The 19394-nt window shown below is 67.3% G+C and carries 23 protein-coding genes; 17 read left to right on the top strand and 6 right to left on the bottom strand.

The window, feature by feature from the left end; translation table 11 throughout:
• Nucleotides 1–35: 35 nt before the first annotated feature.
• The 8 genes from SLQ33_RS14085 (at nucleotide 36) to SLQ33_RS14050 (ending at nucleotide 6499) form a co-directional block, all read left to right on the top strand.
• Nucleotides 36–1073, top strand: a complete 1038-nt coding sequence (locus SLQ33_RS14085; protein ID WP_319454482.1) for an alpha/beta hydrolase — start codon at nucleotides 36–38, stop codon at nucleotides 1071–1073.
• 66 nt (nucleotides 1074–1139) lie between these two features.
• Nucleotides 1140–2534 carry a cystathionine beta-synthase gene (locus SLQ33_RS14080; RefSeq protein ID WP_319454481.1) on the top strand — a complete coding sequence of 465 codons (1395 nt, stop codon included), beginning with the start codon at nucleotides 1140–1142 and terminating at the stop codon, nucleotides 2532–2534.
• Between the two features lie 186 nt (nucleotides 2535–2720).
• Entirely contained in the window at nucleotides 2721–3071 is a 351-nt protein-coding gene (locus tag SLQ33_RS14075) for a CD225/dispanin family protein (RefSeq protein WP_319454480.1), read from the top strand.
• A gap of 11 nt (nucleotides 3072–3082) precedes the next feature.
• Nucleotides 3083–3511, top strand: coding sequence for a DUF2752 domain-containing protein (locus SLQ33_RS14070; protein WP_319454479.1), 429 nt, complete (start codon nucleotides 3083–3085; stop codon nucleotides 3509–3511).
• Between the two features lie 60 nt (nucleotides 3512–3571).
• Entirely contained in the window at nucleotides 3572–3997 is a 426-nt protein-coding gene (locus SLQ33_RS14065) for a DUF4190 domain-containing protein (protein ID WP_319454478.1), read from the top strand.
• 196 nt (nucleotides 3998–4193) lie between these two features.
• Complete coding sequence (locus SLQ33_RS14060) at nucleotides 4194–4874, top strand: RDD family protein (RefSeq protein WP_413467652.1); 681 nt, start codon at nucleotides 4194–4196, stop codon at nucleotides 4872–4874.
• Nucleotides 4875–4961: 87 nt separating this feature from the next.
• Complete coding sequence (locus tag SLQ33_RS14055; RefSeq protein WP_319454477.1) at nucleotides 4962–5969, top strand: hypothetical protein; 1008 nt, start codon at nucleotides 4962–4964, stop codon at nucleotides 5967–5969.
• Nucleotides 5970–5992: 23 nt separating this feature from the next.
• Nucleotides 5993–6499, top strand: coding sequence for an RDD family protein (locus SLQ33_RS14050; RefSeq protein ID WP_319454476.1), 507 nt, complete (start codon nucleotides 5993–5995; stop codon nucleotides 6497–6499).
• Here SLQ33_RS14050 and SLQ33_RS14045 read toward each other — a convergent pair.
• Complete coding sequence (locus tag SLQ33_RS14045) at nucleotides 6483–7649, bottom strand: acyl-CoA dehydrogenase family protein (protein ID WP_319454475.1); 1167 nt, start codon at nucleotides 7647–7649, stop codon at nucleotides 6483–6485. The genes SLQ33_RS14050 and SLQ33_RS14045 overlap by 17 nt on opposite strands.
• 33 nt (nucleotides 7650–7682) lie before the next feature.
• Between SLQ33_RS14045 and SLQ33_RS14040 the strand changes: the two genes are divergently transcribed.
• The gene (locus SLQ33_RS14040; RefSeq protein WP_319454474.1) at nucleotides 7683–8855 is read left to right on the top strand and encodes a cystathionine gamma-synthase; all 1173 of its coding nucleotides are present in this window, start codon (nucleotides 7683–7685) and stop codon (nucleotides 8853–8855) included.
• Nucleotides 8856–8865: 10 nt separating this feature from the next.
• On the opposite strand, the gene SLQ33_RS14035 is transcribed toward SLQ33_RS14040, so the two are convergent.
• The 3 genes from SLQ33_RS14035 to SLQ33_RS14025 all read right to left on the bottom strand — a co-directional run bounded on the left by SLQ33_RS14035 (nucleotide 8866) and on the right by SLQ33_RS14025 (nucleotide 10690).
• Nucleotides 8866–9528, bottom strand: a complete 663-nt coding sequence (locus tag SLQ33_RS14035) for a GOLPH3/VPS74 family protein (RefSeq protein ID WP_319454473.1) — start codon at nucleotides 9526–9528, stop codon at nucleotides 8866–8868.
• Between the two features lie 32 nt (nucleotides 9529–9560).
• Nucleotides 9561–10055: a transcription elongation factor GreA gene (gene greA, locus SLQ33_RS14030; RefSeq protein WP_319454472.1), complete on the bottom strand. Its 495-nt coding sequence runs from the start codon at nucleotides 10053–10055 to the stop codon at nucleotides 9561–9563.
• Nucleotides 10056–10267: 212 nt separating this feature from the next.
• On the bottom strand, nucleotides 10268–10690 hold the full coding sequence (locus SLQ33_RS14025) for a DUF4307 domain-containing protein (RefSeq protein WP_319454471.1): 423 nt from the start codon (nucleotides 10688–10690) through the stop codon (nucleotides 10268–10270).
• 129 nt (nucleotides 10691–10819) lie between these two features.
• On the opposite strand from SLQ33_RS14025, the gene mca reads away from it, so the two are divergent.
• The 4 genes from mca to SLQ33_RS14005 are packed head-to-tail and all read left to right on the top strand — an operon-like array spanning nucleotide 10820 to nucleotide 14318.
• Nucleotides 10820–11686 carry a mycothiol conjugate amidase Mca gene (gene mca / locus SLQ33_RS14020; RefSeq protein ID WP_319454470.1) on the top strand — a complete coding sequence of 289 codons (867 nt, stop codon included), beginning with the start codon at nucleotides 10820–10822 and terminating at the stop codon, nucleotides 11684–11686.
• Nucleotides 11683–11955: a hypothetical protein gene (locus SLQ33_RS14015; RefSeq protein ID WP_319454469.1), complete on the top strand. Its 273-nt coding sequence runs from the start codon at nucleotides 11683–11685 to the stop codon at nucleotides 11953–11955. The genes mca and SLQ33_RS14015 overlap by 4 nt, the downstream gene beginning before the upstream one ends.
• Entirely contained in the window at nucleotides 11939–13936 is a 1998-nt protein-coding gene (locus tag SLQ33_RS14010) for a thioredoxin domain-containing protein (RefSeq protein WP_319454468.1), read from the top strand. The genes SLQ33_RS14015 and SLQ33_RS14010 overlap by 17 nt, the downstream gene beginning before the upstream one ends.
• A 10-nt stretch (nucleotides 13937–13946) precedes the next feature.
• Nucleotides 13947–14318, top strand: coding sequence for a nuclear transport factor 2 family protein (locus SLQ33_RS14005; protein WP_319454467.1), 372 nt, complete (start codon nucleotides 13947–13949; stop codon nucleotides 14316–14318).
• A gap of 51 nt (nucleotides 14319–14369) precedes the next feature.
• Here SLQ33_RS14005 and trhA read toward each other — a convergent pair whose 3' ends face one another.
• Nucleotides 14370–15122, bottom strand: a complete 753-nt coding sequence (gene trhA / locus SLQ33_RS14000; protein WP_319454466.1) for a PAQR family membrane homeostasis protein TrhA — start codon at nucleotides 15120–15122, stop codon at nucleotides 14370–14372.
• A 56-nt stretch (nucleotides 15123–15178) separates the two neighbouring features.
• Here trhA and SLQ33_RS13995 point away from each other — a divergent pair, with 56 nt between their 5' ends.
• The 4 genes from SLQ33_RS13995 (at nucleotide 15179) to SLQ33_RS13980 (ending at nucleotide 18398) form a co-directional block, all read left to right on the top strand.
• Nucleotides 15179–15976 (top strand): (2Z,6E)-farnesyl diphosphate synthase, encoded by a 798-nt coding sequence (locus SLQ33_RS13995; protein WP_319454465.1) that lies wholly within the window; start codon nucleotides 15179–15181, stop codon nucleotides 15974–15976.
• Between the two features lie 18 nt (nucleotides 15977–15994).
• Nucleotides 15995–17353 carry a hypothetical protein gene (locus tag SLQ33_RS13990; RefSeq protein ID WP_319454464.1) on the top strand — a complete coding sequence of 453 codons (1359 nt, stop codon included), beginning with the start codon at nucleotides 15995–15997 and terminating at the stop codon, nucleotides 17351–17353.
• Between the two features lie 124 nt (nucleotides 17354–17477).
• Nucleotides 17478–17888 carry a hypothetical protein gene (locus SLQ33_RS13985; RefSeq protein WP_319454463.1) on the top strand — a complete coding sequence of 137 codons (411 nt, stop codon included), beginning with the start codon at nucleotides 17478–17480 and terminating at the stop codon, nucleotides 17886–17888.
• Nucleotides 17889–17981: 93 nt separating this feature from the next.
• A complete protein-coding gene (locus tag SLQ33_RS13980; protein ID WP_319454462.1) occupies nucleotides 17982–18398 on the top strand; it encodes a hypothetical protein in 417 nt (138 codons plus the stop codon).
• On the opposite strand, the gene coaA is transcribed toward SLQ33_RS13980, so the two are convergent.
• Complete coding sequence (gene coaA, locus SLQ33_RS13975; RefSeq protein WP_319454461.1) at nucleotides 18395–19333, bottom strand: type I pantothenate kinase; 939 nt, start codon at nucleotides 19331–19333, stop codon at nucleotides 18395–18397. The genes SLQ33_RS13980 and coaA overlap by 4 nt on opposite strands.
• Nucleotides 19334–19394: the final 61 nt, after the last annotated feature.

Genomic DNA, 19394 nt, shown 5'->3' with positions numbered 1-19394 from the left:
CACCAGGTACTACAACGGCGTAGGAAGTGGTGGCGATGACGGCACCCAGTAAGGTACAGACGGCGTCTCGGCATGGCATAAACCCAGCTAGAGGGCACAAACCACGGCGGTTCCCGGTCAGTGACGGGGCCCCCGTCGAGGTGGTCGAAGACGGTGCAAGCATCGCCGGCCGTTTGTTTGCCCTGGCCGCGATGCTCACGATCAAGCCAACTCTGACAATCGGTAGCTACGCGCCGCGTCTGCCGTGGCCGTGGGGACTCGTCGACTTCGCGTGCCGCGTGCTTCGGCCCGCCCCCGGAACCGTTCGCGCGACGATCGCGCTGCCCAACTGCACCGCGCAGCTGGTGCGCGCCGCGGGCGTGCTGCCCGCAGACGGCAAGCGCAGCGTCGTGCTCTACATGCACGGCGGGGCGTTCCTCACCTGCGGAGCCAATTCGCACGGCCGGTTGGTGACCGCACTGTCGAAGTTCGCCGACAGCCCGGTGCTCGTCGTGAACTACCGCATGATCCCGCAGTTCTCGATCGCACAGGCGATGGACGACTGCTACGACGCCTACGAGTGGCTGCGTCTGTCGGGGTACGACCCCGAGCAGATCGTGCTGGCGGGCGACTCCGCTGGCGGCTACCTCTCGTTGGCGCTGGCCGAACGGGTCCAAGCCGACGGCGAGCTGCCCGCGGCCGTGGTGACCATGTCCCCGCTGTTCGAGATCGACAACGACGGGCGTGCGCAACATCCGAACATGCGCTCGGACGCGATGTTCCCGCCAAAGGCGTTCGAAGCGTTGACGGAACTGGTCGGGGCTACGGCCAAGCGTCGCGGTGAAGAGGTCTACGAGCCGCTCGACCACATCGAGCCGGGACTGCCGCGCACGCTCATCCACGTCTCCGGATCCGAGGTTCTGCTCAACGATGCGCGCAAGGCCGCGCACATGCTGGCCGCCGCAGGCGTGCCGGTCGAGGTGCGCGTCTGGCCCGGGCAGATGCACGTGTTCCAGCTGGCCTCGCCCGCGGTGAAGGAGTCGACTCGTTCGCTGCGGCAGATCGGTGACTACATCCGCGAAGCCACCTGGTAACCCCGCGGAAGCGGCGAGTCGGGGTCCTGCCTGGAACGGATCGTCGCGGCCTGACACGATGGACGCATGCGGATCGCAGGGCACATCAGTGAGCTCATCGGCAATACACCTCTGGTACGGCTGAACTCCGTTGTGCCCGAAGGGGCAGGCATCGTCGCGGCGAAGATCGAGTACCTCAACCCCGGCGGCAGCAGCAAGGACCGCATCGCCGTCAAGATGATCGACGCGGCCGAGGCCAGCGGCGAGCTCAAGGCCGGCGGCACCATCGTCGAGCCCACGTCGGGTAACACCGGCGTCGGGTTGGCGCTCGTCGCGCAACAGCGTGGCTACAAGTGCATCTTCGTCTGCCCCGACAAGGTCAGCGAGGACAAGCGGAACGTGTTGCGGGCGTACGGCGCTGACGTCGTGGTGTGCCCGACGGCCGTCGCGCCGGACGACCCGGACAGCTACTACAGCGTGTCCAACCGGCTCGTCGAGGAGATCGACGGCGCCTGGAAGCCCGACCAGTACAGCAACCCGATGGGCCCGGCGAGCCACTACGAAACGACGGGGCCCGAGATCTGGGCCGACACCGACGGCAAGGTCACGCACTTCGTCGCGGGCGTGGGCACCGGCGGCACCATCACCGGCACCGGCCGCTACCTCAAGGAGGTGTCGGACGGCGCTGTTCAGATCATCGGCGTCGACCCCGAGGGCTCGGTGTACTCGGGCGGCACCGGTCGGCCCTATCTGGTCGAGGGCGTCGGCGAGGACTTCTGGCCGTCGGCCTATGACCCGAACATCGCCGACGGCATCATCGCCGTATCCGACGCGGATTCGTTCGAGATGACGCGTCGGCTGGCCCGCGAGGAAGCGCTGCTCGTCGGCGGATCCTGCGGCATGGCGGTGGTCGCGGCGGTCAAGGTGGCCGAGCAGGCCGGGCCGGACGCCGTCGTGGTGGTCCTGCTCCCCGATGGTGGACGTGGCTATCTCTCAAAGGTTTTCAACGACGCGTGGATGTCGTCGTACGGTTTCCTGCGCAGCAGGCTCGACGGCTCGATCGAGCAGTCGACCGTCGGCGACGTGTTGCGGCGCAAGTCGGGGGCGTTGCCGGACCTTGTCCACACGCACCCGTCGGAGACGGTCCGCGACGCCATCGGGATCCTGCGCGAGTACGGCGTATCTCAGATGCCGGTCGTCGGGGCGGAGCCGCCGGTGATGGCCGGAGAGGTTGCCGGCAGCGTCGCGGAACGCGAGCTGTTGTCAGCCGTATTCGAGGGCCGAGCAAAGCTCGCGGACGCCGTGTCGCAGCACATGAGCCCGCCGTTGCCGCTCATCGGAGCGGGCGAACTCGTCGGTACCGCGGCCAAGACGTTGCGCGAATGCGACGCCGTGATGGTGGTCGAGGACGGCAAACCCGTTGGCGTCCTTACCCGGCACGACCTGTTGGGGTTCCTCTCGGACGGCAGTCTGCGCCGGTAGAGCGGGTGTAAGTGGGGTTTCGGCACCCGTACGGCCGTCCCGAAAACCGTTAGCTTAAGCAAGAATTGCGCCAAGGGCCGCGGTCGGCGACACCAATGAAGTTCCGATTATGGCCGTCTGTCTGACCGTGTTCTGAGATAGGGTTACACCGCTCATTGCCAGCTAATTCACACCTGGAAGGCGTCCATGACCGAGTATCCACCACCTCCCCCGGGGAACTACCCTCCGCCGCCTCCTCCTGGCGCCTTCCCGCCCCCGGGCGGACCGGTGCCCGGTGGTGCACCGCCAGACAACAATCTGGTGTGGGGAATCGTCGTCACCGTGCTGTGCTGTCTGCCCCTTGGCATCGTGTCGATCGTGAAAGCCACGCAGGTCTCCGGACTCTGGGCCTCCGGTCAGCACGCGGAAGCGCAGAAGGCCGCTGACGACGCCAAGAAGTTCGCGATCTGGGGCGCCATCGCCGGCGTCGTCGTTATCGCGCTCTACCTCATTTTCTCCTTGGTGGTAGGCGTCAGCACCTTCTCGTCGTACTCGTAGCCGAACACCAGATGCAGGACACGCGACAGCCGTGGGTCCTTCCCCAACTCGGCGCCCCGCTCGGTGTGGCCCTCGCGGCCGGACTGTTGTGTGGCGCCGTGTGGATGGGCGATCCGACGACGCCAGGCGGGCCACTTCCGGTGTGCCCCACCAAGGCGTTGCTCGGAATCGACTGTCCCGGCTGTGGCAGCCTGCGCATGGTGTACTCACTGCTGCACGGCGACATCGGGGGCGCACTGAGGTACAACGCGCTCGGCGCGGTTGCGGTGGCATTGTTGCTATGGGCCTATGGCGCTTGGGTTTACGGTCGGCTGGTCGGCCGCAAGGTCATCAGCTGGCAGCACCACCGCTGGGCCGCGGCCGTGGCGCTGGTACTGGTGGCGGTGTGGTTCGTCGTCCGCAACCTTCCGTTTCCGCCGTTCACGGGGCTCTACGTGTAGCGCAACGGCTGGGCCGAACCGAAGTTCGTTGACGGGCAAGCAAACTCGAGGGGACTAGTTGTGACCTATCCGCCGCCGCAGGACTGGAATCCCCAGCTCCCGCCAGGGGGCTATCCAGTTCCCGGTAGCCAGCCGCCGCCGGGCTATCCAGTTCCCGGGGGCTATCCGCCACCGGGCTATCCAGCTCCCGGGGGCTATCCACCACCCGGCTATCCGCCGCGGGCTGGCACCAACGGAATGGCAATCGGGTCTCTCGTGTGTTCGGTAGCGGGACTCGCTTGCTACGGGGTTCCGTCAATCGTCGGCATCGTGCTCGGCATCGTGGCGATGAACCAGATCAAGCAGACGGGCCAAGAAGGTCGAGGGATGGCGCTGGCGGGGGTGATCGTGGGTGGCATCGCCGTCGCGCTCTGGATCATCGGCATCGTGCTCTACGTGATCTTCATCGTGTACGCCTTGAACTCCTCGAGCTATTCGAGTTACTGAGGCCGAAGCAAATTCGCCATCGCGTCGGAGGAATGGAGTCCGCGATGTGCACGCATCGTTCGATTAGGGGGGCAAGAGAGACACAAGTGACCAACCGAGCGCACCCGCCGGGGCTCGCTGTCTCGGCAAAACCCTGGAGCACCGGGCAAGGTTCTCCTAAGCTGCCACCGAGTAATCACACAATGGAAGGCTCATTATGACCACTCCACCGCCACCACCTCCGGGGAATTACCCACCGCCTCCTCCTCCACCGCCTCCCGGCGGTGGCTACAACCCGCCTCCTCCGCCGCCGCCGGGTGGCGGCTACCCGCCGCCGCCCGCGCCGCAGGGTGGCTACGCCCCGCCGCCGGCTGGCGGCCCAGCGGGTGGGGGACTCCCGGCTGAGGCGTACACGCCGTGGCCGACGCGCGCGCTTGCGTGGCTCATCGACTGGCTGCCGTTCCTCATCCTCACCGGCATCGGGTTCGCCTGTCTGTCGATGATGCAGAAGGTCGAAACCGTCTGCATCACCGACGATTCCGGACTAGACCTCGGCGAGTTCTGCGCGACTGGCAACAACGGCCCGTCGGGGCTGGGCTGGACCCTGGGCATTCTGCTGCCGCTCATCGGGCTGGCGTTCGTGCTCTGGAACTGCGGAATGAAGCAGGGCACCACGGGGTCCAGCATCGGCAAGGGCATCATGAAGTTCAAGGTGGTGGATGAGGCGACGGGACAACCGATCGGAGTCGGAAAGTCGCTGGCTCGTGAACTCATCTACGTGGTCGCGTATTTCGTCTGCGGCATCGTGTGGCTCGTCGCGGTCCTGTTCCCGCTTTGGGATCCGAAGCGTCAGACCCTCGTCGACAAGCTGATCAAAACGGTCGCCTTGCCGATCTAACGACAAATCGCAAAGCGCCGGCCTGGGCACGACGTTCCCAGGCCGGCGTCTTGCGAACTACGGCAAGACATCTCAGAGGAAGCTGCAATGACTGATCAACCGCCACCGCCAGGTAACTACCCTCCTCCGCAGGGTGGCTACCCGCCGCCTCCGCCACCGCAGCAAGGTGGTTATCCACCGCCGCCTCCGCCACCGCAGCAAGGTGGATATCCACCACCTCCGCCGCCGCAACAGGGCGGCTACCCACCGCAACAGGGCGGCTACCCACCGCAACAGGGCGGCTACCCACCGCAACAGGGCGGCTACCCTCCTCCGCCGCCGCCCGGGTATCCGGCGCCACCTCCGGGGGGCTACGCGCCTCCCGGCGCCCCGGGCTACGCCGCCGCGAAACCGACGTTCGACATCGCCGAAGCCTTCACGTGGGCGTGGAACAAGTTCAGCAAGAACGTCGCCGCACTGATCGTGCCCACTCTGGTGTACGGCCTGATCGCCGCCGTCATCATCGGGATCTTCGTCGGCATCGCGTTCGCCCTGGCGCCGTCGTACGACTACGGCTCCGCGTATGGCTATGACTACAGCTACTCGTACGGGTTCAACTTCGGCTTCGCCAGCATCGCGGTGATGTCGCTCGGCGTGCTGGTGCTGATCGTCGTCGGCGGGGCAATGCAGTCGGCGTACATGAGCGGACTGCTGGACGTCGCGAACGGTCAACCCGTGACCATCGGGTCGTTCTTCAAGCCGCGACTCATCGGCCCGGTCGTGCTGGCCACCGTAATCGTGGGAGTGGCGACGGCCATTGGGATGGTGCTCTGCTACCTGCCTGGACTCATCGTGGCGCTGTTCACGATGTTCACCACCGTCGTGCTGCTGGACCGCAACCTCAAGCCGGTCGATGCGATCAAGGCGAGCATCGACATCGTCAAGGCGAACATCGGCCAAGCGATCATCGCGTATCTAATCGCGGGTGTGATCGCCTCCATTGGCGGCCTGGTCTGCTACATCGGCATGATCGTCTCGGTGCCGGTCGCGCAACTGTTCCTGGTGTTCGCCTACCGCAAGCTCAGTGGCGGTCAGGTCGCACCGCTCACGCCATAGCGGAGTCCAGCGAGAAGGGCGGAGTGGACGAGCATCGGTCCACTCCGCCACCTCGGTACGCCGCATGGCCTAGGCGCGCGGCGGCGCTGGTGCTCGACGCCGTCCCCGTGCTCCTGTTCGCCGCGGCGGCCATCGGGCTGATGTGGCTCACCAGGATTCGGGCGTGTGACGGCGACCCTTCGGTGACCGACTTCGGGCCACAGTGTGGCACCGGGGTGAGCACCGTCGGCAGGGCGAGCTTCATCGCGATGTGGCTGGCCGCGGTCGGCTACGTTGTGTGGAACTTCGGCCACCGGCAGGGCAGGACCGGGTCGAGCCTGGGCAAGTCGTACTTGGACGTGAAGGTCGTCGACGCGGCCACGGGCACGCCGATCGGCTTCTCGCGCTCGGTGATCCGGCAGCTCGCCCACGTGCTCGAGCTGCTGACGCTAGGCCTCGGGTACCTGTGGCCACTGTGGGACGCGAAGCACCAGACCTTCGCCGACAAGCTGTTGCACACGGTGTGCGTGCCCGTCAGCGAAACGCGCTGACTCCGGTGAGCGCCTCGGCGATGACGAGCTGGTGCACCTCGGACGTACCCTCGTAGGTCAGCACCGACTCCAGGTTGTTGGCGTGCCGGATTACCGGGTACTCCAACGTGATTCCGTTGGCGCCCAGCAGGGTTCGACACTGCCTGGCGATCTTGATGGCTTCCCGCACGTTGTTGAGCTTGCCGATGCTGACCTGTTCGGGCTTGATGCGTCCGGCATCCTTGAGCCCGCCGAGATGTAGCGCCAACAGTTGCGCCTTGCCGAGTTCGACGGCCATGTCGGCGATCTTGGCTTGCGTCAGTTGATAGCCGGCCAGCGGCTTGTCGAAAACCTGGCGCGTGGCGACGTAGTCCAACGCGGTCTGCAGACAGTCCCGCGCCGCACCGACGGCGCCGAACACGATGCCGAAGCGGGCCTCCGACAGGCACGCGAGCGGGCCCGACAATCCAAGCGCACCAGGCAGTTTCGCATCATCTGGCAGGCGGACGTCGTCGAGACTGAACTCCGAGGTGACTGACGCGCGCAACGACATCTTGTGCGTCATCTCCCGCGCGCTGAACCCCGGTGTTGACGTCGGCACCGCGAAGCCGACGATGCCTTCGTCCGCGCGCGCCCACACGATCGCCACGTCGGCGACGGACGCGTTGGTGATCCACATCTTCGAGCCGTTGAGTACCCAGTCGGACCCGTCGCGCCGAGCCGTCGTGCGCATGCCGCCTGGGTTGGAGCCGAAGTCGGGTTCGGTCAGCCCGAAGCAGCCGATCAGTTCGCCCGCGGCCATTCCGGGCAGCCACTGCTCGCGTTGCTGCTCGCTGCCCCAGCGGTGAATCGCGAACATCGCCAGCGAGCCCTGCACCGACACCAGACTGCGCAGCCCGCTGTCGACGGCCTCGAGCTCCTGGCACACCAACCCGTACGCGGTGGCCGTCGACCCGCCGCAGCCGTACCCGGTGAGGTGCATGCCCAGCAGGCCCAGCTTGCCGAACTCCAGCGCGAGTTCGCGGACTGGAACTTCGCCTGATTCGAACCAGTCGGCGATGTGTGGCCGCAGCCGCTGCTCGCCGAACTGGCGGACCACGCTGCGCAGTTCCAGATCTTCGGTGGACAGTAGTGAGTCCAGGTCGAGCAGGCTTTCAAGTGTGGCGGCCATAGCCCATGTCTACACCGTCTACCCTGATCGTCGATGAGTGAGCAGCGTTCCAAGGCAGACGCCTTCCGCGCGTACGGTCCCGCGACGAAGGCCATCCATGCCGGCTACCGCCCCGACCCGGCGACCGGTGCGGTGAATGCACCCATCTACGCCAGTTCGACGTTCGCCCAGGACGGCGTGGGCGGCCTTCGGGGCGGCTTCGAATACGCCAGGACCGGCAACCCGACGCGTTCGGCGCTCGAGGCGGGGCTGGCGGCCGTCGAGCATGCGGCATACGGTCGGGCGTTCAGCTCCGGCATGGCCGCCACCGACTGCGCGTTGCGCGCGATCCTGCGTCCTGGCGACCACGTCGTCATCCCCGACGACGCGTACGGCGGCACGTTCCGGCTCGTCGACAAGGTGTTCACGCAGTGGGGCGTCGCGCACACGCCCGCGGCGTTGACCGACGTCGACGCCGTCCGCGCCGCGCTCACCCCGCAGACCAAGCTCATCTGGGTCGAGACGCCGACGAACCCATTGCTGTCGATCGCCGACATCGCGGCGATCGTCCAGCTCGCGTCGGCCGCGGGGATCAAGGTGTTGGTGGACAACACCTTTGCCTCGCCAGCGCTACAGCAGCCGTTGCGGCTGGGCGCCGACGTGGTATTGCACTCGACCACGAAGTACATCGGTGGGCACTCCGACGTCGTCGGTGGCGCCCTGTTGACCAACGACGAGGAACTCGACGACGCCTTCGCGTTCCTGCAGAACGGCGCCGGCGCCGTTCCGGGCCCGTTCGACGCCTACTTGACGATGCGAGGGCTCAAGACGTTGCCGCTGCGCATGGAGCGCCACAGCGAGAACGCGGCCCTGATCGCCGAATTCTTGGCTGGGCATCCCGCGATCGACTCCGTGCTGTATCCGGGCCTGCCGACTCACCCCAATCACGAAGTGGCCAAACAACAGATGAGCGCCTTCGGCGGAATGGTCTCCGTGCGGCTGCGTGGTGGTGCCGAAGCGGCCCGCAACTTCTGCGCGCGCACCGAGATCTTCATCCTCGCGGAGTCGCTCGGCGGGGTGGAGTCGCTCATCGAGTTCCCTGGCGCGATGACGCACGCGTCGACCGCGGGTTCGCAGTTGGAGGTGCCCGACGATCTGGTGCGCCTGTCGGTCGGGATCGAGGAGGCCGCCGACCTGCTAGGCGATCTCGAGCAGGCGCTCCGCTAGCTCCGGCTGGTCAGCCGAGGGCCGGACGCAGCGCCGACGCCGTCACCGCGAGGTTCATCTCGGGCAGAGCCGTCGGATACTCGTTGACCCAACTGCCGCTGGAGATCTCGGTGGCGCGGGCATGCACCCAACGCCAGCCGCGATCGTTGAGGCTCAGCAGCGCGCCAAGCCCGTCCACGGCGTGCAACAGCGTCACGATGCCCGCGGTGGCCGGCGTCGGTGGATTGCGGTCGAACAGTGCTGACAGCAGTGCGGAGCGGGCCATTGCCACGCGTTCCCGGTTGGTCAGCGGCCAGGCTTCGACGTGGCTGAATCGCTTGGCGGACAGTGGTATCCGTCGGATCTGTCCCAGCCGCTCCAGGTGCAGCGCGACGGCTTCCTGTGCGACCTTGCGCAGCTTCGACACCGCGCTCGACGGCGCCAGCGGCTTCTGGTGCAGGAGCGCAAACGCCGGCTCAGCGACGGGGTCGAACTGGCCGCCACTCGCGAGTGCCACCAGCCGGCCTGCCGTTACCTGTTCGCCGGGCACGGCGGGACGGATCCGGCACGCGTACGCGAGGTCGAGCAGCAGCGCGCCCGCTAGTACCCGTTCGAGGCGGTCGCGCTCCAGGGCGGGCTGCGCCGCCGCGTTGTCGAGCAGCAGGAGGAAGAGGTCTTCGGCGATCTGCGCCATGAACGGACCGTAACCGCCCGACTGGTTCGAGGTTAGGAGTGGTAGGGCTCCGCGCTGACGAGCGTGACCTTCATGACGCTGCCGTTGGGCACCGAGTAGGTCACCTCGTCGCCGACCTTGTGGTCGAGCAGCGCACTGCCCAGCGGCGAGTTCGGTGAGTAGACCTCGAGCTTGCCGTCGGTCACGCCCTCCTGGCGCGTGGCGATCAGGAACGTCTCGGTGTCGCTCTTGTCGCCGTTGAAGAAGACCTTGACCACCGAACCCGGCAAGGCGACGTCACGCTGCTTGGGCGCCTCGCCGACCTTGGCGTTGTTGAGCAACTCCTGCAGTTGGCGGATGCGCGCCTCCTGCTGGCCCTGATCCTCGCGGGCCTGGTGGTAGCCGCCGTTCTCGCGGAGGTCGCCCTCTTCGCGACGGTCGTTGATCTCCGCGGCGATGATGGGGCGATTCGCGATGAGTTGCTCGAGTTCGGCCTGCAACTTTTCGAAGGCGTCTTGAGTGAGCCAGGTCACCTGCGTGTCAGTCATTGTCGCGCTCCTGTCGTGGTCGTTCTTCGCGCTTCTCGCGTCTAAAAAGTCGTTGTGATTGCCGCAAACGCAAGCGCATATCCGCGCGGAAATGCAGCAATACACGGCTCCCCGGGGAACCGTGTACCCGTCGATGGTACCACCGCCAGGTCAACCGCTTTTCACGAATTCGCAGTTCGGAGTTCGTCGTGTGGTTGCCCCACGGCCAGTTGTCAGGGTGCGCGGAGGTAGGTCGGGACTTCGGTCCCGCAACCGTAGACGTCGCCGACGACCGGAGGCTTGCTCGACTTGACGATGGCTGTGACCTGCACCATTGTCTGCGCTGATGGGGGTACCAGCACCTCGCGCCGTCCCGTTTCGGTGCCGTCGAGCGAACGAGCCCGCACGATGCAGACGACTTGCTGGGTGGGGTCCTTGCGGGTGACGCTGATCGTGACCTCGACGGTTTCGTCGTCGACCAGTCGGTAGCCGCTCAGTTCGCCCTTGACGTCGCCGCTGCCCAGTCGCTGAAAGCCGATGAGCGCGATCGCCACACCCGCGGCGACAATGAACAGTGTCAGGCCGATCGCGATGCCGCGGCGGGAGCGGCGCGACAGGCGCTGGCGCCCGTAGCGGGCGGCGGGACGCTCGATCACGGGTGGTTCGGTTCCCCTCGAGATTGGGTCCGGGTGGGCCGGGTCTATTAGGACTGGAACTATAGGGCTACCCGAAAGTGTTGAAACCGACCGACGAGCCCCGACGATTATGCGATCAGGTAGGAACGAGTGAGCGAACTGCGGTTGATGGCGGTGCACGCCCACCCGGACGACGAGTCGAGCAAGGGCGCGGCCACGACGGCCCGCTATGCGGCCGAAGGCGCGCGCGTCATGGTCGTGACGCTGACCGGCGGCGAGCGCGGTGACATCCTCAACCCGGCGATGGACCTGCCGGAAGTGCACGGACGGATTCACGAGATTCGGCGCGACGAGATGGCCCAGGCCGCCGAGATCCTCGGCGTCGAGCACGCCTGGCTGGGCTTCGTCGACTCGGGGCTGCCGGAGGGCGACCCACCCCCACCGCTGCCCGACGGGTGCTTCGCGGTGGTGCCCCTCGAACAGCCGACCGAGGCCCTCGTCCGGCTCATCCGCGAGTTCAAGCCGCACGTGCTGACCACGTACGACGAGAACGGCGGATACCCGCACCCCGACCACATCCGGTGCCACGAGGTGTCGATCGCCGCATACGAGGCCGCAGCCGACTACCTGCTGTTCCCCGATGCCGGCGCACCGTGGAGTGTGTCCAAGCTGTACTACAACCACGGGTTTCTGCGGAAGCGGATGCAACTGATCCAGGACGAGTTCGCCAAGCACGGCAAGACGGGTCCGTTCGAGAAGTGGCTGAAGCATTGGGATCCCGAACTCGACATCTTCGAGCACCGGGTAACCACCCGGATCGAGTGCTCGAAGTACTTCGCGCAGCGCGATGATGCATTGCGTGCTCACGCAACGCAGATCGACCCAACGGGTGACTTCTTCGCCGCGCCGATCGAGTGGCAGCAGCGGCTGTGGCCCACCGAGGAGTACGAGCTCGCCCGCTCGCGGGTGCGCGCCGACCTGCCCGAGGACGACCTGTTCACGGGGATTGCGCCGTGAACATCACCGTGATGACGATCGTCGGCCTGCTCGCCGACGACGTGCCGCGCGACACCGGCCCGGACTTCGGCAAGGCCAGCCCGCTCGGGCTCGTCGTCGTCGTGATCCTGCTCATCGCGACGTTCCTTCTGGTCTGGTCGATGAACAAGCAGCTGAAGAAGCTGCCCGAGTCGTTCGACCCGGAGAGCCCCGAACCGGATCAGGCCGCCGACGACGGGACGGTCGAACCGCCGGCCGATCCGGACGGGCGGCATGAGCCAGGCGGGTAACGCCCTCGGGACGGCGACCAGCCCCTACCTTCGCCAGCACGCCGACAACCCGGTGCACTGGCAGCAGTGGACGCCCGAGGCGCTCGCCGACGCCGCGTCGCGCGACGTACCGATCCTGCTGTCGATCGGGTACGCGGCCTGTCACTGGTGCCACGTCATGGCACACGAGTCGTTCGAAGACGACGAGGTGGCCGCGGCGATGAACGCCGACTTCGTCTGCATCAAGGTGGACCGCGAGGAGCGGCCCGACCTCGACGCGGTCTACATGAACGCGACCGTTGCGCTCACCGGCCAGGGTGGCTGGCCGATGACGTGCTTCCTGACTCCCGACGGTCGGCCATTCTTCTGCGGCACGTACTACCCGAAGGCCGGGTTCCTTCAACTGCTGGCGGCGGTCGCCGACACGTGGCGCAACCGGCGCGCAGAGGTGGAGCAGGCCTCCGACGCGATCACGGGCGAACTGCGCTCGATGGCATCGGGACTGCCGGGGGGAGGGCCTGCGCTGGTCCCGGAACTGTGCAACCACGCAGTGGCTGCAGTGCTGGGCGACGAGGACACCGCTCGCGGCGGATTCGGTGGCGCGCCTAAGTTTCCGCCGTCGGCGCTGCTGGAGGCGCTGCTCCGTCATCACGAACGAACCGGCGCCGCCGAGTCGTTGGCGACGTTCGAGCGGACGTGCACGGCGATGGCCCGCGGTGGCATCTACGACCAACTCGCAGGAGGCTTCGCGCGCTACAGCGTGGACGCGTCGTGGGTGGTACCGCACTTCGAGAAGATGCTCTACGACAACGCACTGCTGCTGCGGGTGTACGCCCACTGGTGGCGGCGCACGCGAAATCCGTTGGCCCGCAAGATAGCAAGTGAGACGGCCAGCTTCCTCGTCGACGACCTCGGTGCCGAAGGCATGTTCACGTCGTCGTTGGACGCGGACACCGACGGACACGAAGGCCTTACGTACGTCTGGACGCGGGAGCAATTGCGGGACGTGCTCGACGACGACGGCGGTTGGGCGGCAACGTTATTCGGTGTCACTGAGGCGGGCACCTTCGAACACGGGAGTTCGGTCCTGCAGCTGTTGGCCGACCCCGACGACGTCGACCGCTTCGAACGAGTGCGCGCCGCGTTGTCCGAGCATCGCCGGGCCCGGCCGCAGCCGGGGCGCGACGACAAGGTGGTCACCGCATGGAACGGCTTCGCGATCACCGCGCTGGCCGAAGCGTCCGTTGCGCTCGACGAGCCCGAATTCCTCACCGCCGCAATGCGATGCGCCCGCGCGATCGTCGACCTGCACGTCGTCGACGGACGGCTGCGCCGGGCGAGCCTTGGCGGGCGAGTCGGCGACAGTGCGGGCATCCTGGAGGACCACGCCGCCCTCGCGACGGGTCTGCTGACGCTGTATCAGGTCACCGGGGACGCCGCGTGGCTCGAGGCCGCGACGGCGTTGGTCGATGACGCCGTCGAGCACTTCGCCGACCCCGAACGCATCGGCCATTGGTTCGACACCGCCGACGACGCCGAGCAACTCATGGTGCGACCCGCCGACCCCGTCGACGGCGCCACGCCTGCGGGTGCGTCGCTCATGGCGGAGGCGCTGCAGTTGGCGTCGCACCTTGCCCAAGCCGAGTCTGCCGGGCGCTACGCAGAATTCGCCGCCGCGACCCTGCACGCCGGCACGCCGATCCTGGTCAAGGCGGCGCGTTCGGGCGGCCATTGGCTCGCGGTCGCCGAGGCCGCCGTCCGCGGTCCGCTTCAGCTGGCGGTGGCCTGCGACCCGGAGCGGTCGGACCTGCTGCGCGCGGCGAGGGTGTTGGCCCCTGGCGGCGCGATCGTCGTCGGCGGGGCCGTCGACTCCTCGGAACTGCTCGCGGGGCGCGACCGGATCGGCGGCCGCGACGCCGTCTATGTGTGCCGCGGCCACGTGTGCGACCTGCCCGTCACGACCCCGGAGGAACTGGCTGCCGCGCTGAGTGCGTCCGTGTAGCGTGCGCCACATGTCGACGCCAGAGCAGATCAGCCAGACCGTCAACCGCTACCTGGAGTTGGTGTCCAACGGTGGCGCCGACGACATCCTCGAGCTCTATGCGTCCGACGCCACCGTCGAGGATCCGGTCGGCGGCGAGGTCCACATCGGCAAGCAGGCCGTCCACGGCTTCTACGCCGCCCTCGAGGGGCTCGAACGCAGCAGCGAGATGCTGTCACTGCGGGCGCTCGGTCACGAGGCGGCGTTCTTCTGGGCACTCACCGTGAAGATGGGCGACGGCGGCATGCGCATGGAGATCATTAGCGTCATGACGTTCGACGACGACGCGAAGATCACGTCGATGAAGGCCTACTGGACCCAGGACAACGTCACCCCGCTATAGCGACTTCGGCGCGCTTACGGACGCTCACCGGGCGAAAGCGCGCCGAAATCGCTAGTAAAACACGGCGAACCACATCGCGATGTAGTGGCAGATCGCCGCGACCGCCGTGCAGGCGTGGAAGAACTCGTGGTGACCGAACGTCGTCGGCCACGGGTTGGGCCACTTGAGCCCGTAGAGCACGCCGCCAATGCTGTACAGCGCACCGCCGACGATTAGCAGCACAAGCGCCGCCACGCCCGCCCCGTCCATGATCGGCACGATGAACCAGGCCGCCACCCAGCCGAGCAGGAGATACAGCGGCACGCCGACCCACGCGGGCGCCGACGGCCAGAACATCTTGAGCAGCACGCCCGCGATGGCGCCTGCCCAGACGATCCAGAACAGCACCCAGCCTTCGTGGGAGGGCAGGGCCAGCAGGGCGAAGGGTGTGTAGCTGCCCGCGATGAAGATGAAGATCATCGAGTGGTCGAGTCGCTTCATCCACTTGCGCGCCGTCGGGTTCGTCCAGTTCACCCGGTGGTACGTGCCGCTGACGGCGAACATCGCCACGATCGTGAACGTGTAGAGCAGCGTCGCCAAGCCCGCCCGGGTCGAGCCCACCGACCACGACACCGACACCAATGCCGCGCCCGCGATGAATGCGACGACAGCGGAGTAGACGTGAATCCAGCCGCGCGCCCTCGGCCTTCCGAAGAACTGGGCGACGCCGTCGACCAAGGCCTCGGGTAGGTCCTCGGCGTATACGCGCGGCGGCGGTTGCTGAGCCTCGTCTGCGAAGTCGTCGGCAATGTCGATCTGAGCCATATCACCTCCACTAACTGGCATGGGGGCATCCGCCCGCCACAGTAGTCTGGTTCGTTGTGGAACTCATTCCCCGGCGCCTCAAGGAGCCGGCCTACCGGCTCTATGAGCTGCGGCTCCGGCAGGAGTTGGCGCAGGCCCGATCCGAACTACCTCGACACGTCGCCGTGCTGTGCGACGGCAACCGGCGGTGGGCGCGTGACGAGGGTCACGACGACGTCAGCTACGGCTACCGGATGGGTGCGGCCAAGATCGCCGAGATGCTGCGCTGGTGCCAGGAAATCGGCGTCGAAATGGCGACGGTGTACCTGCTCTCGACCGAGAACCTGCAACGCGACGCCGACGAGCTCGGCCCACTCATCGAGATCATCACCGACGTCGTCGAGGAGATTTGCGCACCGGTCAACCGGTGGAGCGTCCGCACCGTCGGCGATCTCGAACTGCTTGGCGAGGAGCCGGCCCGCAGGCTGCGCGACGCAGTCGATTCGACGCGCGATGCGGCGGCTGCCGGGTCCTTTCACGTCAACGTCGCCGTCGGATACGGCGGTCGACAAGAGATCGTCGACGGCGTGCGGGCCCTGCTGAGCAAGGAAGTCGCCAACGGCGCGACGGCCGAGCAGCTCGTCGAGGCCGTCACGGTCGACGCGATCTCGGAGAACCTCTACACCTCCGGCCAACCCGACCCCGATCTGGTCATCAGGACGTCGGGGGAGCAGCGGCTGTCCGGATTCCTGCTGTGGCAGAGCGCCTATTCGGAGATGTGGTTCACCGAGGCGCACTGGCCGGCGTTCCGTCGCGTCGACTTCCTGCGTGCGCTGCGTGACTACACGCTGCGGCACCGGCGCTACGGCAAGTAGGCGTGGAAGACTAGAGCCGTGGCTGCGATGTCCGCAGTGGTATTCGGCCTGAGCTGGTGGCTCGGGCTCTACCTGCTGGCGCGCGACCCACGCAAGCCCGTGCTCGCGCTCGCCGCGCTTGGGCTGACGAGCTTCGCTCTCGTCGTCGCCCTGGACGCGGTCCGCGTCACCGGTGGGCGGCACGCCGAGCTGCTGAGCCAAATCGAGATCTACCTCGTCGCCGTGCCCGGCGTCGCGTGGTTCGCCGTCCTGCTCGAGCTGTCGCGGTCGAGCGATACGTGGCGCAGCCGGGTCGGGGAGCTGGCGATGGTCGCGGTCGTCGCGGTGCTCGCGCTCGTCGGGGCGACGTTGGCGGGCGGAGTCGAGGGGCCGGTGCGGCTTGGGCACTGGGTGATGTTCGGAGTGAACTCTGTGTCGACGCTCGGCGCGATGGTCGTCGCGGTGCGACGGCAGGGCCGACCGCGTCGGGCGCTCCGCGCCGCGGTCGTCGCCACGTTGTTCTTCGCGCTGGGCAACGTGATCTTGATCATCCCGCTAGGCCTGGTGCCCAGCTGGATTGCCTTGGCGTCCACCGGGTTCGACGTGTTGCTGCTCGGCCTTGCGGTTGCGCTGTGGGACGCGTTCGACGAGGGTCAGGCGTTGCGCGCCGACATGCTGCGCTCGTTCATCGGCAGCGTCGTCGTCGCCGTGCTGTTCGGTGGGCAGGCGCTGATCGGCATGGCGGTGACCGACGACCGCACCGCGCTCGTGGTGCTGCTCTTCACCAGCCTCGCCGTCGCGATCGGGATCAACGTGCTGGCCGATCCGCTGGCCGGGCTGCTCGACCGGCTGGCCTTCTCACGGTCGCCGGGCCTGCGGGCCGACCGCGCCGCGCTTCGCGACGCAGAGGCGGCGCTGCCCCTGCGGTCGGCCAACCCGCTCGACCAGCTCGACGACGACACGTTCGTCCGGCTGACCCGCCGCGCCCTCGGTCACTACGGCGACCTGTCCAAGCTCGTCGCCAGCCCACTCACCGCGCTGCCCGCGATCGGCGAACGCCTGGCCGCGCGTGGCGCACCCGACCAACCACTCGAACGTGCCAACGAACTCAAGGCACTGCTCGCCGACAGGATCGCCGCGCTCAAGCCGCGCGACGGCGGCGAGTTCGGCACCACTGAACAGTGGCGCCACTACAACTCGCTGTACTTCCCGTACGTCGTCGGCGTGCGGGCGTACGCCCAGAACGCGACGGCTGCCGGGCTCGATCCGGTCGCCCGGCAGGCGTGGCAGTGGTTCGTCACCGACGTGCCGCAGCGCTCGCTGCACAACTGGCAGAACGCGGCAGCGCGCGTCATCGCCGCCGACCTGCGCGGCGCGCCTGTGTCGGCCATCGGCTGAGCCGCCCAAAACCCCCTGACCAGGGGCTGGCAGTGATTGGCAGCATTCGGCGTCGAAGTGGCAGTGGCTTCTGAGCAGTGTTTGTGGTGTCCCTCCCACAGACCTCACCGCCGAGGAGCCCGCGATGACCGCCACCATCACCACCCGGCCACTGGCCGACAGTTCCGATTCCTTACTGAGATTCGCAATGCGCGTCGATGCCACCCTGTGTGCCGGCCTCGGCCTGCTCGTCGCGTTCACCGCCGACCCGCTGTCGCGGCTGTCGGGCCTGTCGGCCACCACCGAGTGGATCGCCGGCGCGGCGCTGGTGCTCTACGGCGCGGCCCTCTACGTGCTCGCCGCCGCCCCGGCGATTCGGCGGATCGGCGTCGGAATTATCGCCGCGAACGTCGTCTTCTCCGTCGCGCTGGTAGCCGTCCTGGTGACGAGCGTCCTGCCGCTGACCGCTGCCGGCGTCGCCATGATGCTCGCGACCGCCGCCGCCACGCTCGGCTTCGCCTACGCCCAGTACCTCGGAGTGCGCCGTCTGGCGTGACTCCCTCCGCGCCGGTGCGGGGCGCAGCCGAAAGAGGTTGCGGCATGTTGCCCCGCACCGGTTTCTCCACCACCCACCACGAAAGGAAAGTTCATGACCGCCACCACCATCACTTCCGCCACCACAGGCACGGATTCGTTCCTGCGCTTCGCAATGCGGCTCGACGCCGTGATCACCGGGCTCATGGGTATCGCAGGCGCCGCGCTGGCGCCCCGGATCGCCGAGTTATCGGGCACCACCCCGGCCTTCGAGTACGGGATGGCCGCGTTCTTCATCGCCTACGGCGCCTTGGTGCTCGGGCTGGCCCGGATGAAGCACGTTCGGATCCCCGGCATCTGGGTGATCGGCGGCAACGTCCTGTACACGGTGGCCTCGGTGATCTTCGTCCTCGCGGGCGTCTTTCCGCTGACCACCACCGGCATCGTGCTGACACTCGCCGCCGGCGTCTACACCCTGGTGATGGCCGACCTGCAGTACGTCGGCCTGCGCCGCATGCGGAATCGCGTCTAGAGCTTGCGCAGCCGCAGCCGATTGATCGCGTGATCGGCGTCCTTGCGCAGCACCAACGTCGCCCTCGGCCTGGTCGGGAGAATGTTCTCGATCAGGTTGGGGCGATTGATCGAATGCCAGATGTCCCGGGCGGCGAAGACGGCCTGCTCGTCGGTGAGCGTCGAGTAGTGATGGAAGTGCGACTGCGGATCGGCGAACGCTCCGGCGCGCATCGCGAGGAACCGCGACACGTACCAGCCCTCGATGTCCTCGATGCGGGCGTCGACGTAGACGGAGAAGTCGAACAGGTCGGACACCATCAGTGCGGGCCCCGTCTGGAGCACGTTGAGCCCCTCCAGAATCAGGATGTCCGGATGGCGAATCATCATCTTCTCGCCGGGCACGATGTCGTACAGCAGGTGTGAGTACACCGGTGCGCAGACCAGGTCGGCACCCGACTTCACCGCCGTCACGAAGCGCATCAGGCCTCTGCGGTCATAACTCTCGGGAAAGCCCTTGCGGTGCATCAAGTTTCGTCGCAGAAGCTCGCTGTTCGGGTACAAGAAGCCGTCGGTGGTGACCAGGTCGACGCGGGGGTGGTGCTCCCAGCGTGCGAGCAGCGCCTGAAGCACGCGGGCTGTGGTGGACTTGCCCACCGCCACGCTTCCCGCGACGCCGATGACGAACGGCACCGGTCGGTCCGGGTTCTGCTGGGGTTCGCCGAGGAACTCGGCGGTCGTCGCGAAGAGCCGCTGCCGCGCCGCCACTTGAAGGTGAATCAACCGGGCGAGCGGTAGGTAGACCTCTTCGACCTCGCGGATGTCCAGCTGTTCGCCGAGGCCGCGCAGCCCGATGAGTTCGGCTTCGGTGAGCTTCAGCGGCGTCGACATGCGCAGCGCCTGCCATTGCGCTCGGTCGAACTCCACATAGGGGCTCGGCTCGCTCGGCCGCGGCATGGGGATCAGTCTTACAGCACTCGCCGAGCGCGAGGGGCCCGGGGTGACGCGGGGCGCGCCG

The sequence above is a fragment of the Mycobacterium sp. RTGN6 genome (genome assembly GCF_033804605.1).
Lineage (GTDB): Bacteria > Actinomycetota > Actinomycetes > Mycobacteriales > Mycobacteriaceae > Mycobacterium.
The sequence above is the reverse complement of the archived record's forward strand: the minus strand, read 5'-3'. Positions and strand labels throughout refer to the sequence as shown.

Excerpts from the sequence above, each read along its gene's own strand:
- SLQ33_RS14085 (WP_319454482.1), top strand. The coding sequence starts at position 36 with ATGACGGCACCCAGTAAGGTACAGACGGCGTCTCGGCATGGCATAAAC.
- SLQ33_RS14080 (WP_319454481.1), top strand. The coding sequence starts at position 1,140 with ATGCGGATCGCAGGGCACATCAGTGAGCTCATCGGCAATACACCTCTG.
- SLQ33_RS14075 (WP_319454480.1), top strand. The coding sequence starts at position 2,721 with ATGACCGAGTATCCACCACCTCCCCCGGGGAACTACCCTCCGCCGCCT.
- SLQ33_RS14070 (WP_319454479.1), top strand. The coding sequence starts at position 3,083 with ATGCAGGACACGCGACAGCCGTGGGTCCTTCCCCAACTCGGCGCCCCG.
- SLQ33_RS14060 (WP_413467652.1), top strand. The coding sequence starts at position 4,194 with ATGACCACTCCACCGCCACCACCTCCGGGGAATTACCCACCGCCTCCT.
- SLQ33_RS14055 (WP_319454477.1), top strand. The coding sequence starts at position 4,962 with ATGACTGATCAACCGCCACCGCCAGGTAACTACCCTCCTCCGCAGGGT.
- SLQ33_RS14045 (WP_319454475.1), bottom strand. The coding sequence starts at position 7,649 with ATGGCCGCCACACTTGAAAGCCTGCTCGACCTGGACTCACTACTGTCC.
- SLQ33_RS14040 (WP_319454474.1), top strand. The coding sequence starts at position 7,683 with ATGAGTGAGCAGCGTTCCAAGGCAGACGCCTTCCGCGCGTACGGTCCC.
- SLQ33_RS14035 (WP_319454473.1), bottom strand. The coding sequence starts at position 9,528 with ATGGCGCAGATCGCCGAAGACCTCTTCCTCCTGCTGCTCGACAACGCG.
- greA (WP_319454472.1), bottom strand. The coding sequence starts at position 10,055 with ATGACTGACACGCAGGTGACCTGGCTCACTCAAGACGCCTTCGAAAAG.
- SLQ33_RS14010 (WP_319454468.1), top strand. The coding sequence starts at position 11,939 with ATGAGCCAGGCGGGTAACGCCCTCGGGACGGCGACCAGCCCCTACCTT.
- SLQ33_RS14005 (WP_319454467.1), top strand. The coding sequence starts at position 13,947 with ATGTCGACGCCAGAGCAGATCAGCCAGACCGTCAACCGCTACCTGGAG.
- trhA (WP_319454466.1), bottom strand. The coding sequence starts at position 15,122 with ATGGCTCAGATCGACATTGCCGACGACTTCGCAGACGAGGCTCAGCAA.
- SLQ33_RS13985 (WP_319454463.1), top strand. The coding sequence starts at position 17,478 with ATGACCGCCACCATCACCACCCGGCCACTGGCCGACAGTTCCGATTCC.
- SLQ33_RS13980 (WP_319454462.1), top strand. The coding sequence starts at position 17,982 with ATGACCGCCACCACCATCACTTCCGCCACCACAGGCACGGATTCGTTC.
- coaA (WP_319454461.1), bottom strand. The coding sequence starts at position 19,333 with ATGCCGCGGCCGAGCGAGCCGAGCCCCTATGTGGAGTTCGACCGAGCG.